This window comes from Brevundimonas goettingensis (assembly GCF_017487405.1).
Taxonomy (GTDB): Bacteria; Pseudomonadota; Alphaproteobacteria; order Caulobacterales; family Caulobacteraceae; genus Brevundimonas; species Brevundimonas goettingensis.
This window is the reverse complement of the sequence record NZ_CP062222.1, coordinates 361010-379081: the sequence shown is the minus strand read 5'-3', so window position 1 is coordinate 379081 and position 18072 is coordinate 361010. Positions and strand designations below refer to the sequence as shown.

General features: G+C 65.3%; 15 protein-coding genes and 2 tRNA genes. 10 read left to right on the top strand and 7 right to left on the bottom strand.

Annotation, left to right across the window (positions count from 1 at the left end):
• Positions 1–195 precede the first annotated feature (195 nt).
• The 3 genes from tuf to IFJ75_RS01910 all read right to left on the bottom strand — a co-directional run bounded on the left by tuf (position 196) and on the right by IFJ75_RS01910 (position 1686).
• Positions 196–1386 carry an elongation factor Tu gene (tuf, locus tag IFJ75_RS01920; RefSeq protein ID WP_207870893.1) on the bottom strand — a complete coding sequence of 397 codons (1191 nt, stop codon included), beginning with the start codon at positions 1384–1386 and terminating at the stop codon, positions 196–198.
• Positions 1387–1438: 52 nt separating this feature from the next.
• Positions 1439–1512, bottom strand: a tRNA-Gly gene (locus tag IFJ75_RS01915).
• Between the two features lie 90 nt (positions 1513–1602).
• Positions 1603–1686: transfer RNA gene (locus IFJ75_RS01910), tRNA-Tyr, on the bottom strand.
• A gap of 147 nt (positions 1687–1833) precedes the next feature.
• On the opposite strand from IFJ75_RS01910, the gene rlmB reads away from it, so the two are divergent.
• The gene (gene rlmB, locus IFJ75_RS01905; RefSeq protein WP_207870892.1) at positions 1834–2730 is read left to right on the top strand and encodes a 23S rRNA (guanosine(2251)-2'-O)-methyltransferase RlmB; all 897 of its coding nucleotides are present in this window, start codon (positions 1834–1836) and stop codon (positions 2728–2730) included.
• A gap of 123 nt (positions 2731–2853) precedes the next feature.
• Complete coding sequence (locus tag IFJ75_RS01900; protein ID WP_207870891.1) at positions 2854–3654, top strand: TerC family protein; 801 nt, start codon at positions 2854–2856, stop codon at positions 3652–3654.
• Here IFJ75_RS01900 and metG read toward each other — a convergent pair.
• Complete coding sequence (metG, locus tag IFJ75_RS01895; protein ID WP_207870890.1) at positions 3651–5354, bottom strand: methionine--tRNA ligase; 1704 nt, start codon at positions 5352–5354, stop codon at positions 3651–3653. The genes IFJ75_RS01900 and metG overlap by 4 nt on opposite strands.
• 115 nt (positions 5355–5469) lie before the next feature.
• Between metG and IFJ75_RS01890 the strand changes: the two genes are divergently transcribed.
• Positions 5470–5805, top strand: a complete 336-nt coding sequence (locus IFJ75_RS01890) for a VOC family protein (protein ID WP_207870889.1) — start codon at positions 5470–5472, stop codon at positions 5803–5805.
• On the opposite strand, the gene IFJ75_RS01885 is transcribed toward IFJ75_RS01890, so the two are convergent.
• Positions 5802–7148, bottom strand: a complete 1347-nt coding sequence (locus IFJ75_RS01885) for an MATE family efflux transporter (protein ID WP_225896940.1) — start codon at positions 7146–7148, stop codon at positions 5802–5804. The genes IFJ75_RS01890 and IFJ75_RS01885 overlap by 4 nt on opposite strands.
• A gap of 76 nt (positions 7149–7224) precedes the next feature.
• Here IFJ75_RS01885 and IFJ75_RS01880 point away from each other — a divergent pair, with 76 nt between their 5' ends.
• Positions 7225–7836, top strand: coding sequence for a TIGR02466 family protein (locus tag IFJ75_RS01880; protein WP_207870888.1), 612 nt, complete (start codon positions 7225–7227; stop codon positions 7834–7836).
• Positions 7837–7840: 4 nt separating this feature from the next.
• Here IFJ75_RS01880 and IFJ75_RS01875 read toward each other — a convergent pair whose 3' ends face one another.
• Positions 7841–8692, bottom strand: a complete 852-nt coding sequence (locus IFJ75_RS01875; protein WP_207870887.1) for a hypothetical protein — start codon at positions 8690–8692, stop codon at positions 7841–7843.
• Between the two features lie 250 nt (positions 8693–8942).
• Here IFJ75_RS01875 and IFJ75_RS01870 point away from each other — a divergent pair, with 250 nt between their 5' ends.
• Both IFJ75_RS01870 and IFJ75_RS01865 read left to right on the top strand, forming a co-directional pair.
• Positions 8943–9467 carry a sigma-70 family RNA polymerase sigma factor gene (locus IFJ75_RS01870; RefSeq protein WP_263973008.1) on the top strand — a complete coding sequence of 175 codons (525 nt, stop codon included), beginning with the start codon at positions 8943–8945 and terminating at the stop codon, positions 9465–9467.
• A complete protein-coding gene (locus tag IFJ75_RS01865) occupies positions 9457–10092 on the top strand; it encodes an NrsF family protein (RefSeq protein ID WP_207870886.1) in 636 nt (211 codons plus the stop codon). Before IFJ75_RS01870 ends, IFJ75_RS01865 begins: the two co-directional genes overlap by 11 nt.
• Before the next feature lie 19 nt (positions 10093–10111).
• On the opposite strand, the gene IFJ75_RS01860 is transcribed toward IFJ75_RS01865, so the two are convergent.
• A complete protein-coding gene (locus IFJ75_RS01860) occupies positions 10112–10654 on the bottom strand; it encodes a TetR/AcrR family transcriptional regulator (RefSeq protein ID WP_207870885.1) in 543 nt (180 codons plus the stop codon).
• Positions 10655–10853: 199 nt separating this feature from the next.
• On the opposite strand from IFJ75_RS01860, the gene IFJ75_RS01855 reads away from it, so the two are divergent.
• The 4 genes from IFJ75_RS01855 (at position 10854) to IFJ75_RS01840 (ending at position 18009) form a co-directional block, all read left to right on the top strand.
• On the top strand, positions 10854–11606 hold the full coding sequence (locus IFJ75_RS01855) for a 3-oxoacyl-ACP reductase family protein (RefSeq protein ID WP_207870884.1): 753 nt from the start codon (positions 10854–10856) through the stop codon (positions 11604–11606).
• Between the two features lie 127 nt (positions 11607–11733).
• The gene (locus IFJ75_RS01850) at positions 11734–13494 is read left to right on the top strand and encodes a cellulase family glycosylhydrolase (protein WP_207870883.1); all 1761 of its coding nucleotides are present in this window, start codon (positions 11734–11736) and stop codon (positions 13492–13494) included.
• 120 nt (positions 13495–13614) lie between these two features.
• Complete coding sequence (ettA, locus tag IFJ75_RS01845) at positions 13615–15282, top strand: energy-dependent translational throttle protein EttA (protein ID WP_207870882.1); 1668 nt, start codon at positions 13615–13617, stop codon at positions 15280–15282.
• A gap of 66 nt (positions 15283–15348) precedes the next feature.
• Positions 15349–18009 (top strand): DUF4214 domain-containing protein, encoded by a 2661-nt coding sequence (locus IFJ75_RS01840; protein WP_207870881.1) that lies wholly within the window; start codon positions 15349–15351, stop codon positions 18007–18009.
• The last annotated feature ends 63 nt before the right edge of the window (positions 18010–18072 follow it).

Here is an 18072-nt window from a genome sequence, read left to right as displayed (position 1 = left end):
ATCGGCAAGGCGAAAGGGTGAGGGGCTGCGGCCTGACCGGTGAGGGCATAACCCTCACCCTGCCCCCGCTGCGCGGCGGGCCCCTCCCTCTCCCTCCGGGAGAGGGGTCAAAAGCAAAACGGCCGCCGGGTCGCCCCGACGGCCGTCTCGTTAGTCATTCATCGTCGCGCTCAAGCAGAGCGCATCGTCGCCGACTTAGGCGATGATCTTGGCGACGACGCCGGCGCCGACGGTGCGGCCGCCTTCACGGATGGCGAAGCGGAGCTTCTCTTCCATGGCGATCGGGGTGATCAGTTCGACGTTCAGCTCGGCGTTGTCGCCGGGCATGATCATTTCGACGCCTTCCTTCAGGTGAACGATGCCGGTCACATCCGTGGTGCGGAAGTAGAACTGCGGGCGGTAGTTCGTGAAGAACGGCGTGTGACGGCCGCCTTCTTCCTTGGTCAGGATGTAGGCTTCGGCCAGGAACTTGGTGTGCGGGGTGATCGAACCCGGCTTGCACAGAACCTGACCGCGCTCGACGTCTTCACGCTTGGTGCCGCGCAGCAGAACGCCGACGTTGTCGCCCGCTTGACCTTGGTCCAGCAGCTTGCGGAACATTTCGACGCCCGTGCAGGTCGTCTTCTGGACCGGACGGATGCCGACGATCTCGACTTCTTCACCGACCTTGACGATGCCGCGCTCGACGCGGCCGGTCACGACCGTACCGCGGCCCGAGATCGAGAACACGTCTTCGACCGGCATCAGGAAGGGCAGGTCGACCGGGCGTTCCGGTTGCGGGATGTAGGCGTCGACGGTTTCCATCAGGGCCAGAACGCGCTGTTCGCCGATTTCCGGGTTCACGCCGTCGGTCGCGGCCTTGGCCGAACCCATGGTGATCGGAATGTCGTCGCCCGGGAACTGGTAGGACGACAGCAGCTCGCGCACTTCCATCTCGACCAGCTCGAGCAGCTCGGCGTCGTCGACCAGGTCGACCTTGTTCATGAAGACCACCAGGGCCGGCACGCCGACCTGACGGGCCAGCAGGATGTGCTCGCGGGTCTGCGGCATCGGGCCGTCAGCGGCCGAAACCACCAGGATCGCGCCGTCCATCTGCGCGGCGCCCGTGATCATGTTCTTCACATAGTCGGCGTGGCCGGGGCAGTCGACGTGGGCGTAGTGACGGTTGGCCGTCTCATACTCAACGTGCGCGGTGTTGATCGTAATGCCGCGGGCCTTTTCTTCCGGCGCGGCGTCGATGTCGGCGTAGTTCATCGCCTTGGCGCCGCCGGCCTTCGCCAGCGTCATCGTGATCGCCGCCGTCAGCGTCGTCTTGCCGTGGTCAACGTGACCGATCGTGCCGATGTTGCAGTGCGGCTTGGTGCGTTCGAACTTTTCCTTGGCCATGGCCAAACTCCTGATGGCCCGGGTTGAGGGGCGCTGTGTGCATTCAAAAACCTGGAGCGGGTAGACGGGATCGAACCGACATCCTCAGCTTGGAAGGCTGCTGCACTACCATTGTGCTATACCCGCGCGAAGACCGCCTCGGACCTCCCCTTGCGGGACAGGAGCCTCGACGACCGGTCCGTTCCGTCGTCCTGATCCGTCCGTTTCGAAAGCGCGTGGTGGGGGAAGAAGGACTCGAACCTTCGAAGCTTACGCAGGGGATTTACAGTCCCCCCCCTTTGCCGCTCGGGACATTCCCCCAACGCGCCTTTCGAACCGACCAAACCGTCTCGCCGTTCCTCTTTCGAGGGGCGGCTCAACAAAAGCCTTCGATGTTCCGGCACGCCTGAGATAGAGGGAGCGCCAGACCCGAAAGCCCTAGGGCTCCAAATCGGAGGGCGTCTTATAGTGTCGAGAAATCCAGAACGCAACGACCGGAAAGCAGGCAAAAAACCTGTTTTTGGAAACCGGCCTCAAACCGCCCCTGACGGGTCGAAAAAGGGCGGCTGGAACCCCAATCCGCCGACGAAAAGCTTTGCAGATTCAACGCCTCGGGGGCCGAAGGGCGCCAAGTCGGATCCGGACGCCTTCGTCTGGGGACGGCACCCTGTACTCGCCGCTTTGGCGAATCCGGCGCGAAAAGGCATGGGTCGATTGCTGGCCACCGAGGACCGCGCGGCCGAACTCGAACGCGGTAATCTGAATCACGGCCACAAGATCGAGGTCATGGACGTGCAGGCCCTGGACCGGATGCTGCCGGCCGGCGCGGTGCATCAGGGACTGGTGTTCAAGGTCTCGCCGCTGGAGGGGGTGGCGCTGGACGACTTCGCCGATCCGGCCGAGGGCATCATCGTCATGCTGGACCAGCTGACCGATCCCCAGAACGTCGGCGCCATCTTCCGCTCGGCCTTGGCCTTCGGCGCGCGCGGCATCATCGTGCAGGATCGCCACTCCCCGGCCCTCGCCGGCGCCCTTGCGAAAGCCTCCGTCGGCGCGACCGAGAAACTGCCCTGCGCCCGCGTCACCAACCTCAGCCGGGCGCTGGAGCGTCTGGCCGACCTGGGCTGGCGGGCCGTCGGCCTCGACGGAGATTCGGAAGAGACTCTGGAGACGGCCCTCGACGACCGTCCGACCGTCCTGGTCATGGGCTCCGAAGGCGACGGCATCCGCCGCCTGGTCGCCGAACACTGCGACGTCCTGGCGAAGATCCCCATGCCGGGCGGCTTCGAGAGCCTGAACGTCTCCAACGCCGCGGCCGTGGCGCTGTATGTGGCGACGCAGAAGCAGGCGGACAAAGGCAAGTGAAAAGTGCTGGTGAGCAAGGGGTGAGCACGCATCCCTCCTTGGTCACCTCTCGCTCACTAACACTCTTCACCTGAACGCCGACGCCACTTGGCGCTGCGCCACGGCCCCGCTAGAGAGCCGTTCATGGAATCCCTCTTCACGCCCCATCTGATCAGCCAGCTCGCCGCACTCGGCCAGGTGCTTATGATCGACCTCGTCCTGGCCGGCGACAACGCTGTCGCCGTGGGTCTCGCCGCCGCCTCACTGCCGCAGGAGCAGCGCCGCAAGGCCATTCTGGTCGGTCTGGGCTTTGCGGTCGTGCTGCGGATCCTGTTCGCCCTGATCACCGTCCAGCTGATGGCCATCGTCGGTCTGCTGCTGGCGGGCGGCTTCCTGCTGCTCTGGGTGTGCTGGAAGATGTGGCGCGAGCTGCGCGAACAGGCGACCCACGATCAGGCCGAGGCCCAGAGGGAGCTGGAACTGGCCGCCTCGATCGAGCACGGTCAAGGCCCGAGCCCGGAAGAACTCGGCATCAAGCGCAAGACCTTCGGCGCCGCCCTGGTCCAGATTCTGATCGCCGACGTGACCATGTCGCTGGACAATGTCCTGGCCGTCGCCGGCGCCGCGCACGAGCATCCCTGGATCCTGGCGGGCGGCCTGCTGATCTCCATCGCCCTGATGGGTCTGGCCGCGACCTATATCGCCCGGCTGCTGAACCGCTTCCGCTGGATCGGCTATGTCGGCCTGTTCATCGTCCTGTTCGTCGCGGGCCGGATGATCTGGGACGGCGGCCGTTCGGTCATCGTCCGCACCGGCCATATGGACGAGTTCAACGCATCGGCCCCCGCCTTCCTCGACATCGGTCACGAAGAGGCGGCGGAATATCTGCGCGGGACGAAGGACGCCAAGGCGGCCCACACCGGCGGAGACGTGGCGAAGGTCTAGGCCTCCGCCCCGCCGAAGCGTTCGGACCATTCGGCGACCTGAACGTCCTCGATCTTCCTGAACAGGACCTCGGCGGCCTGAACGGTCTGGCCAAGCGGCAGAGCCGTGGTCCAGTCCTCGCCCGGCGCGGGCCACGTCAGGTCGGTGGCCCCGACTGACGCCGCGATCTTCACCGCCGAGAAAGGCATGACCGGCGCTGCGATACGAGCGAACAGGGCCACCAGGTTCAGACCCATGCGGACGCCTACCGCGGCCTGCGCCGGATCGGTCTTGAACGCGGTCCAGGGCGCCGCGACCTGCAGATACTCATTGCCCAGCACCCAGACGGCGCGCAGGGCCTGACAGGCCTTGCGGAACTCCATGGCCTCGAAGGCGGCGGTGGTCTCGGCGATGCCGGCGTTGACGTCCTCGATCAGCTTCGCCTCGACCGGGCCGGCCTCGCCGCCCTCGGGCACAACACCGCCGAACTTCGACTCGGTGAATTTGACGATGCGGTTGACGAAATTGCCCAGCACATCGGCCAGGTCCTTGTTGGTCGTCGACTGGAACTGCTCCCAGGTGAAGGCCGCGTCCGAGCCCTCGGGGCCATAGGCGGTCAGGTGCCAGCGCCAGTAGTCGGCGGGCAGCAGCTCCAGCGCCTGATCCATGAAGACGCCGCGCTTCTGGGACGTGGAGAACTTGCCGCCGTACCAGTTCAGCCAGTTGAAGGCCTTCAGGGTGTCGACCGTCTTCCACGGCTCGCCCGAGCCGATGATGGTCGCGGGGAAGCTGACAGTGTGGAAGGCGACGTTGTCCTTGCCCATGAACTGGACGTAGCGAACGTCTTCCGCGCCGGCATCGAGACGCCACCAGTCGCGCCAGGTCGTGCCGTGCTTCTCGGCCCATTCCTGGGTGGCGCCGATGTATTCGATGGGGGCGTCGAACCAGACGTAGAAGACCTTGTCCTCCATCCCCGGGCGGGGGAAGCCGTCCTTGACCACCGGAATGCCCCAGGCCAGGTCGCGGGTGATGCCGCGGTCGATCAGGCCTTCGTCGAGGTGTTTGTAGGCGATGGACTTGGCCAGGGTCTGCCAGTCGCCCTTGCTCTCGATCCAGTCGCGGATCGGCTGTTCCAGCTTCGTCTGCAACAGATAGAGGTGGCGGGTGTCGCGAACCTCGAGGTTCCTTGAGCCCGAAACCGAGGAATAGGGATCGATCAGATCAGTCGGGTCCAGCAGGCGGCCGCAGTTGTCGCACTGGTCCCCGCGCGCCTTGGGATAGGCGCAGTGCGGGCAGGTCCCCTCGACATAGCGGTCGGGCAGGAAGCGGGCGTCGTCGATCGAATAGATCATCCGGTCGACACGCTCTTCAATCAGGCCGTTCGCCTCCAGTTGCGCAGCAAAATGCTGGGTCAGGCGATGGTTCGGCGGATTGGAGGAGCGGCCGAAATGGTCGTAGCTCAGGCCGAAGGCCTCGCCCGCCGCCTTCTGGATCTGGTGCTGTTCGTCGCAATAGGTGCGCACGTCCTGACCGGCGGCGGCGGCGGCCAGCTCGGCCGGGGTGCCGTGTTCGTCGGTGGCGCAGATATAGAGGACGTCATGCCCCTGCCCGCGCTTGAACCGCGCCCAGACGTCGGCCGGCAACATGGAGCCCGCCAGATTCCCCAGGTGCTTGATGCCGTTGATGTACGGCAGGGCCGAGGTGATCAGGATGCGGGCCATGGGAATCCGGTCGTATGGGGAAGGCGTGGGATATAGAGTGGGCGGGCGCGTCCGTCACCTCCATGCGCCCCGGAGATCCCCCCTGGCCGTCATTCCTGTCGTCAAATGCGAGCGGATGTCCCGTTCGGTCCTGTTCTACACCTGGATTCTGGACTTCAAGCTCGCGCACATCTTTCCCGGCCCGACGGATCCCGCCTACGCCATCCTGACGCGCGACGGCGACGAACTGCACCTGTCCAGCCAGGCCGACGACGGGATCGCGGGCCAGTCGATCCTGGTGCTGACGAAGGACGTCGACGCCGACTTCGCGGCGATGAAGGAGCGCGGCTTCGTCCCGCCCGACCGCGAGGAATCGCCCCTGCATCAGGGACCGATCGACCAGACCTGGGGCACGCGGGAGTTCGCCGTCGATGACCCGGACGGCAATACGGTCTGTTTCGTACAGCGTTAGGCGCTCAGCCGCCTCGCCACGCGCACGAACCGGCCCGTCAGCAGGGCCGAGGATACCAGGCTGGCGATGATCACCGCCCAGACCAGGCCGTTGACGCCGAGCTGGTGGGCCAGGATCCAGCCGACCGGCATCATCACCAGGGTGTAGGCGCCGAAATGCATGATGGTCGGCCACCAGACGTCGCCCGCGGCGCGGTTGGCCGAGGCCGAGACCACCTGAATGCCGTCCGCCACGAAGAACAGGGTCGCCAGAACGAGCGCGGGGGTCACGACCGCCAGCAACAGGGGATCGCGGTTGTAGGCGCTGGCCACCACCGGGGCGAAGAGCCACAGGCCGATGGCCACCACCACCGTCAGCACGGTGACCACCCCGATCCCGACCAGACCGGCCCTCAGGACGCCACGTCCGTCGCGCGCGCCATAGGCCCGGCCGACCAGCACCGCCGTCGCCGCCGACAGCCCCATGGGGACCATGAAGACGATGGCCGAGACATTGAGCACGATGGCCCAGGCCGAGGTCTCGATCGCGCCCAGCTGGCCGGCGATGAAGGTCATGGCGGCGAAGGCTCCGACCTCGATGAAATAGCTGGAACCGGCTCCGTAGCCGACCTTGCGCTGCTCGCGCTCGGCCAGGGGATCGCGCGAGGGCTTGAGGAAGACGCCCAGCTCCCGCGCCTCTGGCAGGCGCACGATATAGACGATCAGGAAGACGGCCAGCGAGGTCCGCGCCGCGAAGGTCGCCCAGGCCGAGGCCGCCGCCCCGTGGATGCCGAGGCCGAGAATGTCGGGCACCAGCAGCAGGTTGAGCGCCAGATTGATCCCGTTGGCCACCCACATGGCCCACATCCCGGCCTTGGGCTTGTGCAGGGCCTCAAGGAAGAACTGGGCCGCGACGCTGACCAGATAACCGGGCATGGACAGAGCGAAGATGCGCAGGGCCGGGCTCGCGCCCTCGCCCAGACCGTCGGCCAGACCCGCGTGCTTCAGCCCCAGCGGACCGAGCAACAAGAGGACCAGCATGGCCGCCACGCCCAGCTGCAGCGAATAGGAGATACCGCGCCGCAGGACGGCGCCGACCTCGGCCCGCCGTCCCTCGCCGAGGAAGCGGGCGGTCATGACCTGCACCCCCATCATCAGGCCGACCGCAGTGGTCACGACGATGCTCATGGGGGCGAGGGCCAGGGAGCTGAACGCCAGCTCCCGCGCCGAATAGTTGCCGACCACGATCACATCGGTCAGGCCCATGGTCATGATGCCCAGACGCGCCAGGATCACCGGCCAGGCGAGGCGCAGCAGGTCTTTGGTCGCGGTTCTGGAGGTCGGGCTCAACATGGGACGCGGCACGGACCACGGACGGGCGCCGGGGTCAACACAGGGGATGCTTATGGATGGATAAGCCACGACGGGCTAAGGAGCGCGAATGACCCTTCGCCCCCTCTTCGTCACCCAGGTCTATGAGGCCACCCTCGCCACCACGCCGGGGTTCGAGGATTTCAACGCCGATCTGTCGGACGCCTGTCGCATGCTGGCCGACGAGGACGGCGCCGGCCGCGCCTGGAGCAAGGCGCACGCCTATCGCGGGTATACCTCCTACGGCTCTCTCAACGACCTGCCGAACCGGATGCCCGAGTTCGCCGAGCTGAAGAAACACCTCGACCGCCACGCCCTCGCCTATGCGAAGGCCTTGAATTTCAATCTCGCCCGCAAGCCGCGCCTGGACAATCTGTGGGTCAACATCCTCAAGCCCGGCGGCGGTCATACCGGCCATATCCACCCCCATGCCTTCTTGTCGGGCACCGTCTATGTCGAGGTCCCGGACGGCGCCTCGGCGCTCAAGCTCGAGGACCCGCGCCTGCCGATGATGATGGCCCGGCCGGGCGTGGTCGCCGATGCGCCCGAGGCCGAGAAGCCCTTCGTCTATCTGGCCCCTTCGGCGGGCACGGTGCTGATGTGGGAAAGCTGGCTGCGCCACGAGGTGCCGACCAATCAGGCGAAGTCCGAGCGGATCTCGATCAGCTTCAACTATGCCTAGAAGTTTACGGCATGAGGTATTTCGTGATGTAATTAACGCCGACGCCGACGGCGATCGCCAAAACTATACCGACCCAGAAAATGCTGTGCATAGTTCTCCTTTGAGAAATAACACTAAGCATTCCTCCGAAATAAAAAATCTTCGATTTGAAAATCGATTCTATTGATTTTCTACTTATGCTCGTAAGAATCAAAGCCACTACAGTTGGAAGAACCATCCAAAACGGAAGTGAATCGTGGCTCCTGACCGAATTCCACCTCGCGTACACAACCAGAGAGTCATCTATTGTATCTTTTGCAGCAGCTAATTCTGATTTTAGCCTCAGAATTTCTTCATTAGAAACTGATGGGGCATTTGCAATTCCGGATATTACGACAATTGTCGCAAGCATACTTAGAATCACAGAACCCATAAGAAACGGGCGAACTTTTGAGAAAATTACAGCGTAATTTGGCCGAGATACTCCAGATATAAATTCTTCTAGATCGACTTTTAAGCTGCGAACCCAGTCCAAGTTCGGACCAGACACGCTGAATGTTATCGATTTGTCTAGATCCTCATCTATACCCGGGTCAGAAAAACATATCGAAGAAGAATATCTGTCATCTCCAATTCCACGTTCTTTGGATATCGTTATAGCAATAACTTCTTTCCTTCCAACATTAGGAAGAGACAAGAGAGATTCTATATCCGGTATCGATTGTATCGATTCATCCTTTAGACGAACTCGAAAACTAACCTTTCCATTGTCTGGACCAAGCTTAGCGAAATGGGAATCGATTCTAGCGCACAATCCAGAAATGCTGGCCGCATCCAACTGGAATCCGTGACTGAACGCGCGGTGCGCTTCTTCCATATGATAGAGGTCCCCAACCTTAGCGAAATGTCTTCGCACAACCCTAGCAGTTTGAGAAGCGACCAAAACTCGTGGAAGATCTACGCCTCTACAGATACTTGTGGCATTCGCTGGCCAGTTCTGAACGAAATTGGCCCCATCGAACTGACCGCTAGTGGGCCAAAGCCCGCGATCTGATGTAACCTTCGCCGCGCACCGGACGAAGACGCCTTTGACCGTGACGGATCGTGAAGCCCATCTGAAAAGCCTGATGCTCCGCGGTCTCGACGGCGACGCGGCGGCCTGGCGCGTGCTGCTCACCGACCTGGGCGCGCATCTGCGCCCCTATTTCCGGACCCGCCTGTTCGACGGCGGCGCCGACGCCGAGGACCTTGTGCAGGAAACCCTGATCGCCATCCACGCCAAGCGCGCGACCTGGGACCCATTCCAGTCGTTCAGCGGCTGGGCCTGGGCGATCGCCCACCACAAGCTGGTCGACCATCTGCGCCGACGCGGCCGCCGGCCCACCCATCCGCTCGAAGAGGCCTCGGCCCTGTTCGCCGATCACACGGTCGAGGACGGGGCGACCAAGGCGGACCTGGGCCGCTGCCTCGCCCTGCTGCCCGCCCGCCAGCGCAAGCTGATCGAGGATGTGCGGCTGAAGGGCCTGTCGGTCGCCGAGGCCGCCGAACGCCACGGCTATTCCCTGACGGCGGCAAAGGTCTCGATCCACCGCAGTCTCAAGTCGCTCAACGCCCGTTTTGCGCCTGCCGGGGAGGCCGTCGATGAAGACTGACGACCTGATCCAGGCCCTCGCCGCCGACCTGCCGCCCGCGCGCCGTCTGGACCGACGGCTGCTGCTGTCCCTGATCCCCGCCGCGATCGTGGTGCTGGTCACCGTCGGCCTGTGGCTCGGTTATCGCGACGACCTGATGGCGGCCATGCGCGGCCCGGTCTTCTGGGCCAAGGCGGCCTACACCACCCTCATGGCGGGCGCCGGCTTCTGGCTGCTGGATCGGCTGGGTCGGCCGGGCGCCAGTCCGAAGGGGCCGCTGATCCTGCTGGCCGCCGTTCTGACCCTGGCGGTGGGCCTCGGCCTCTATGAGCTGTTCACCCTGCCGATGCCTGAACGGATGCCGGCCATGATGGGCGACAGCGCCCATGTCTGCGCGCCGAACATCGCCCTGCTCAGCCTCGTGGCGGCGCCCTTCGTCTTCTGGGCCGCCCGCGCCTTCGCCCCGACCCGGCCCATGCTGGCGGGCGCCGCGGCGGGGCTGCTGACCGGCGGTCTGGCAACGACCCTTTACGGCCTCCATTGCCCCGAGCACGCGGCGGCCTTCGTAGGCCTCTGGTACACGCTGGGAATGGCGATGGCCGTGGCGGCCGGAGCCGTGATCGGGAAGTTCGCCTTCCGCTGGTAGAACCGGCCGCCGGTGATCCTCAGGAGGTGAGCGGCCCCCAGGCCTTCATCGCCGAACTGACCACCGAATCCAGCTCCTCACGCCCCGCCCCGCCCTTGGCGCTGAGGCTCAGTCCCTTGTGGACGGCGGCGTAGAATTGCGCGACCGCCCGGGCGTCGGTGGTCGGCGACAGTTCGCCCTCGGCCATGCCCTTGCGGATCCGCGCAGCCAGGGTCTCGGTGGTGCTGGCCCGGATCTCGCACAGGCTGGCGGCGAGTTCGGGCGACATTTCTCCACTCTCGGCGGCGGTCTGGATGACCATGCAGCCGCTGGGGAAGTCGCCGTCGGTGAAGACGCGGGCGGCATTGCGCAGCACGCCCTCGACGCTTTCGCGCGCCGTCGGCGCCTCCATCACGCCCCAGAAGCCGCCGCTGAAGCTCGAGACATAGTGGTCGATCGCCTCGCGATAGAGACCCTCCTTGGAGCCGAAGGCGGCGTAGAGGCTGGGCGAGGCGATGCCCATTGCGGCGGTCAGATCGCTCATCGAGGCGCCTGCATAGCCCTTCTCCCAGAACACGCGCATCGCCTGCTCCAGGGCCTGGGTGCGATCGAAACTGCGGGGGCGGCCCCGGCTTGGAGCGGGGGCGCCATCAACGGATAGCGACATTCGGACCTCTTTTTGTGCTGACCGATAAATAATCCCTTGCGCGCGTCAGGCAAGCTCCCCAGCTAGTTCTGTGCCGATCGATACAGAATTGGCCGAACGCAACAGGATCATCGCAATGAGCACTCCCTCTCTCCCTCTTTCTGGCAAACGCGCCCTCGTCACCGGCGGCGCGCGCGGCATTGGTGCGGCCATCGCCCGCCAACTGGCCGCCGACGGCGCCGACGTCGCCGTCACCTATGAGAAGTCCGCCGAAAAGGCCGAGGCCCTCGCCGCCGAAATCCGCAGCCAGGGCCGCAAGGCCGTCGCCATCCAGGCCGACGCCGGCTCCGTCGAAGGGCCGAAGAAGGCCGTGACCGAAGCGGTCGCCGGCCTCGGCGGCCTCGACATCGTCGTCAACAACGCCGGGATCGCCGGCGGCGCGATGTTCGCCGACCAGTCGGTCGAGGAGATCGAAGCCCTGCTCAACGTCAATGTCCGCGGCGTCTTCCTGACCAGCCAGGCGGCCCTGCCGCACCTGGGCGAAGGCGGCCGGATCATCTCGATCTCCAGCGTCCTGGCCCACCGCGTGCCCTTCCCCGGCGTGACCGTCTATTCGGCGACCAAGTCGGCGCTGGAAGCCTTCACCCTGGGCCTGTCGCGCGAAGTCGGCGCGCGGGGGATCACCGTCAACATGGTCAAGCCCGGCGCCACGGACACCGACATGAATCCGGCGGACGGCCCCAACGCCCCGACCATGCTGGCCGGCATCTCGCTGGGCCGCTACGGCCAGCCGTCGGACATCGCGTCGGCGGTCGCCTTCCTGGCCGGTCCGGGCGCAAACTACATCACCGGGACCAGCATCCTGGTCGACGGCGGCATCGGCGCCTGATCGACGCTTGAAACACGGGACCGGCGGCCATTCGTCGCCGGTCCCGCTCTTTGGCCCCTGGGCCTCTGGTCAAGCGACGCCTGAAATGTGATCGTTCTCAACGGAAACGTCCCGTGGAAGAACATCAATGGTCGCCACACGCCTGATCGCCCTCTGCGGCGCCCTTTCGCTTGCCGTCGCGGCCTCGCCGACGGCCGCCCAGATCGCCTCCCCCGAACCCGGCTTCCTGCATGCGCGCGGGACCGAAATCGTCGATGGTCAGGGCCGGCCGATCCTCTTGCGCGGCATGGGTCTGGGCGGCTGGGTCCTGCAGGAGGGCTATATGCTGCAACTGCCCGAACTGGGTCAGCAGCACGTCATCCGCGCCCGCATCGCCGCCCTGATCGGCGAGGAGAAGACCGAGGCCTTCTACGCCGCCTGGCGCGCCAACTACGTCACCAAGTCCGACATCGACGCCATGGGCCGCTGGGGCTTCAACTCGGTGCGCGTGCCGCTTCACTACGACCAGCTGACCCTGCCCGCCGACCGCGAGCCGACACCGGACGTCGACACCTGGAACGAAGCCGGGTTCCAGCAGATCGACGACCTGATCGGCTGGGTGAAGGCCAACGGCATGGTCCTGATCCTCGACCTGCACGCCGCACCGGGCGGTCAGGGGACCGACCTCGCCATCTCCGACCGCGATCCCTCGAAGCCCTCGCTGTGGGAAAGTCCCGAGAACCGCAGGAAGACCGTCGCCCTGTGGCGCAAACTGGCCGAACGCTATGCCGACGAGCCCGCCGTCGGCGCCTATGACATCCTCAACGAGCCGAACTGGGACTTCGAAAAGCCGGGTGGCGGGCACGGCTGCGAGGAGACGACCAACGCCCCGCTGCGCTCCCTGATGATGGAGATCACCGCCGCCATCCGCGAGGTCGACCGCCGCCACCTGATCGTCATCGAGGGCAATTGCTGGGGCAACAACTATCGCGGCGTCCTGCCCGTCTGGGACGACAACATGGCGCTCAGCTTCCACAAATACTGGAACGCCAACGACGTGGCCTCGATCGCCGACATCGTGCGGCTGCGGGATGAAAATCAGGTCCCGATCTGGCTGGGCGAGTCAGGCGAGAACTCCAACACCTGGTTCCGCGACGCCATCCGTCTGGTCGAGGACCAGAACATCGGCTGGGCCTTCTGGCCGCTGAAGAAGATCGGGTTCAACCAGCCGCTGGAGGTGGTTCCCAACCCCGGCTGGCCGGCGCTTGTCGCCTGGCTGACCGGCAAGGGTCCTGCCCCGACGCCCGCCGAGGCCGAGGCGACCCTGATGCGGATGGCCGAACACGACATCCGCTTCGAGAACAACACCGTCCACCCCGACGTCATCGACGCCATGCTGCGCCAGCCGCATTCGGACGCGACGATGCCGTTCGCCGACCATCGCATCGGGTCAGGCCCCGTGGTTATCCCAGCCGCCGACTACGACCTCGGCCGCGCCGGCCACGCCTGGTCCGACACCCGCGACGCCAGCTATGAGAGCCCCGGCCAGCGGATCTGGTGGAACACCGGCCGGACGTACCGGAACGACGGCGTTGATATCGGCCGCGAGGGGGACGGGTCGCCCTTTGTCACTGACTTCGTCACCGGCGAATGGCTGCGCTACACGGTGACGGCCGACGCGGCGGGGGAGCGGGCCGTGGCGGTGTCCGTTCGTTCAGCCAGCCCTGCGCGATTGTCCCTGAGCCTGAACGGCGCCGCGCCGGTCGAGATCGCGGTTCCCGCCGACTCCGACTGGCGCGAGGTCGCGACGCCTCCCCTGCCGTTCGTCGCGGGGAGCAACCGTTTGATCCTGAAGGTTGAGGATTGTTCCGACTGCGAGGTGCGAAGCCTGACGGCGGCGGCGGACTGAGGTCGCACCGCCCTCAAAACGCCCCCTGTTCCGGCTACGTCATTTGCCACCCGGCGCGGGGATCGCTACATCCCGCCCCTATTCCCATTTCCGACGAACCCGAAGGGCGCACCGCTCCCCATGGCGCAGCAATATATTTTCCAGATGCAGGGTCTGACCAAGACCTTTCCTGGCGGCAAAAAAATCTTCGAAAACATTTGGTTGAGCTTCTACAACGACGCCAAGATCGGCGTCGTCGGGGTCAACGGCTCGGGTAAGTCCACCCTTCTGAAGATCATGGCCGGTCTGGACAGCGAGTTCACCGGCGAGGCCAAGGCCGCCGACGGCGTCAAGCGCGGCTATCTGGAGCAGGAGCCCCACCTCGACGACGCCCTGACGGTGCGTGAGAACGTCGAGGCCTGGTGCGAAGAGAAGCAGTGGGTCAACCGCTTCAACGCCATCGCCATGGAAATGGCCGAGGAGTACTCCGACGAACTCATGGAGGAGATGACCGCCCTCCAGGAGAAGATCGACGCCGGCGACGTCTGGGACATCGACAGCCGCATCGAAATGGCCATGGACGCCCTGCGCTGCCCGCCCGACGACTGGATGACCACCAACCTGTCCGGCGGTGAAAAGCGTCGCGTGGCCCTGGCCCGCCTGCTCCTGTCCAAGCCCGACATGCTGCTGCTCGACGAACCGACCAACCACCTCGACGCCGAGAGCGTCGCCTGGCTGCAGCACCACCTGGAAGCCTTCCCGGGCTGCGTCATCCTGGTGACCCACGACCGTTACTTCCTCGACCTCGTTACCAAATGGACGCTCGAGCTCGATCGCGGCAAGGGCATCCCCTACGAAGGCAACTACTCCGGCTGGCTGGAGCAGAAGCAGAAGCGCGTCGTTCAGGAGCAGTCGGAATCCGAAGCCCGCCAGCGCGCCCTCACCCGCGAACTGGAATGGGTCCGCTCGGGCGCCAAGGCCCGTCAGGCCAAGTCCAAGGCCCGTCTGGCCGCCTATGAGAAGATGGTCTCTGAGCAGGAGAACTCGCGTCAGGCCCAGACCCACGCCGTCATCCAGATCCCGCCCGGCCCGCGCCTCGGCAACGTCGTTCTGGAGGTCGAGGGTCTGCAGAAGTCCTATGGCGACAAGGTCCTGTTCGACAACCTGACCTTCAAGCTGCCGCCCAACGGCATCGTCGGCGTCATCGGCCCCAACGGCGCCGGCAAGTCGACCATGTTCAAGCTGATCACCGGCCAGGAAACCCCGGACGGCGGTACGGTCAAGGTCGGCGAAACGGTCAAGCTGGCCTATGTCGACCAGTCGCGCGACGCGCTCGATCCCAACAAGACCATCTGGGAAGAAGTGTCGGGCGGCACCGACGTGATGCTGGTCGGCAAGCGCGAGATCAACACCCGCGCCTATGTCGGCTCGTTCAACTTCAAGGGCGGCGACCAGCAGAAGAAGGTCGGCCAGCTGTCCGGCGGTGAGCGCAACCGCGTCCACCTGGCCAAGACCCTGGCCACCGGCGGCAACCTGATCCTGCTCGACGAACCGACCAACGACCTGGACATCGAAACGCTTCAGAACCTCGAAGAGGCGCTGGAAGAGTTCGCCGGCTGCGCCGTGGTCATCTCCCACGACCGCTGGTTCCTGGACCGTCTGGCCACCCACATCCTGGCCTTCGAAGGCGACAGCCACGTCGAATGGTTCGAAGGAAACTTCGAGGCCTACGAAGAAGACAAGAAGCGCCGCCTGGGAGCCGACAGCCTGATCCCCCACCGGATCAAGTTCCAGAAGTTCGGGCGGTAATCAGGCGTGACAACCTGACCGTCGGCATTTACAGCTCAGGTTGTAACAGTCGACGGGGGCTTTGGCGTGACGATCACTCTCAACTCGAATTTCGTCATCGAGCGCGACGAGGTCTACACAACCACCTCCGGCCCGGCATTCTACGCCAACGCGTTGAATGCGATCGAGTTCGTCAACTACGGCGTCATTCGGGCATCCGGTCCCGGCGCCGTCGGTTTCGCCTCCTATGTCTCCAGCGGACTGGTGCACAACGTCGGCGTGATCGAGGTCAATAGCACGGACACCGCCTACGGGTTTTCGTCGCCGCAATGGTGCGCGGCGATACGGAATTCGGGACAGGTCACGGTGACCGGGTCCAGCGCCTACGGCCTCTATTCATGGTCGCCAAGCCAGGTGTTCGACAACTCGGGCAAGCTGACCGTGACGGGGACCAACACCGCCACCGGCGTGTACGTGGTGAACGGCGGAAAGCTGAGCAACACGGGGTCCATCACCGTGTCCGGCGGAACCTCGGCCACCGGCGTCTACATCGATCGGTTCGAAGGCGGTGTTTTCGAAAACAAGGGCACTATAATCGCCACCGCGACCGGCCAGAGCTTCGGTCTGGTCGTGTCCGGGCTGGCCCAGGCCGTCACCGGCCCCAACATCATAAACCGTGGCGTCATCACGGCCGACATCGCCGTATACGGCCGGGACGGCGGCTATTCGCCGTCACAGCCGACCATCGAGAACGTCGCCAACTACGGCGTTCTGAACGGAGACATCATTCTCGGGGCCGGAGCCGACGTCCTGAGAAATTACAACGTCATCAACGGCGATGTGGACATGGGATCGGGCGCCGATACCGTGGATCTGACCGGCGGATGGGTGAACGGAATCTTCGACCTCGGCGAGGACGACGACACGGCCCTAGGATCGGCGGGAGACGACGTTTTCTACGGCTATCTGGGACGCGACACCATTCGCGGCGCCGGCGGAAACGACTATATCGACGGCGAGCAGGGCAACGACACCCTCTTCGGCGGGGCCGGAAATGACCGCCTCTACGGGGGTTCCGGATCCGACACGATCTCCGGGGACGAAGGCGACGACATAATCGACGGTGGCACCGGCGATGACGTCATCGACGGTGGAACGGGGACGGACACCATCGTCTATTCGGGAGTCTCGACCGCCTTCACGATTACGACGTCCAATGGCGTGACGACCATCACCGGAAGCGCGACCGGAACGGACACGCTCACGAACGTCGAGCGGGTACAGTTCTCCGACCGCATCCTCGACATCACCCCGCGCACGACGCTCAACGGCACTACCGGCGCGGACGTCCTGGCGGGGACTTCGGGGGCGGATATCATCAACGGTCTGGCGGGCAACGACGTCCTGACGGGCGGTGCGGGTTCGGATCAGATCAACGGCGGCGACGGGATCGACACGGCGGCGTATGCGGGCATCCGTCGTCAGTACGGGACGGCGAACAGTTCGACGGTGGTGGGCGGGCCGGAGGGCGGTGCGGATACGCTGACCTCGATCGAGAACGCGCGCTTCGTGGACGGGACGCTGACGTTCGACGTGGACAGCGCCTCGGCCCAGGTCATGCGGCTGTACGATGCGGCCCTGGGCCGGCACTATGACGAGGCGGGGCTGGAGGGCCAGGCGGCCTGGATCGCCAACGGGACCATCACCCTGCGCACCCTGGCCGACGCCTTCGTCCATTCGGCCGAGTTCCTCGACCGCTTCGGCGCCCTGGACAACCGCACCTTCATCGAACAGCTGTACCGCTTCTCCCTGGGCCGCGACGGTGAGCCGGAGGGGGTCAACGGCTGGACCGCCAGCCTCAACGCCGGGATGAGCCGCGGCGACGTCGTCATCGGCTTCTCCGAGAGCGCCGAACATCGGGGCCTCACGCAGGCGGTGCTCAACCAGGGTCTGTGGGTCGCCGACCAGCAGGCCCTGATCATCGCCCGGCTGTATGACGCCACCTTCGACCGGCTGCCGGATTCGGCCGGGCTGATCGGCTGGACGGCCTCGCTCAAGGGCGGCATGGCCCTGTCCCAGATCGCCTCCGGCTTTGCCGATTCCCCCGAGTTCCAGGCCCGCTACGGCGGCCTGTCCAACTGGGACTTCGTGGCCCAGCTGTTCCGCTTCTGCCTGAACCGCGAGGGCGACCCGGCCGGGATCCAGAACTGGGTCAACAACATCGACGCGGGCCTCAGGACCCGCGCCCAGGTCCTGCTGGAGTTCTCCGAGAGCCAGGAGCACGTCAACCTGACCACGCCCAACATGCTGGCCGGCATCCAGACCTTCGATTACCACTCCAGCCCGGCCGAGGTGGTCGGCGACGCCGCCGCCAAGGCGGCCGCCGAGCCTCTGGTCCTGCCGACCCTCACCTCTGAGGACGGGCCCGGCGACGCCCTGGTGCTGCCGGCCATGGCCAGTGAAGACGCCGCGATCAAGGACGTGGCCCTGACCCTGCCCGCCCTGATCCACGACGACGCCTTCGTCCTGCCGGCCGAGGTCGCGCTGGCGCCGCTGGTCCTGCCCGCCGACGACGGAACCGACGGGACCGGAGACGAGGCATCCGCAGCCCTGACCCACACGCCCCTGACCGGCGCCACCCCCGAAGCCGGTCACGACACCGCCCTCACCCTCTCCGACGACCCCGAATGGGCCGCACACCACATCCCCGCACGCCTCAACGACACCGGACACTGGACACTGCACTAGACGCACGCGACGGAGCGGCAAATCGAGCGTAGAGCATTCCGCGACATCTGCTTTTCGGAGCTC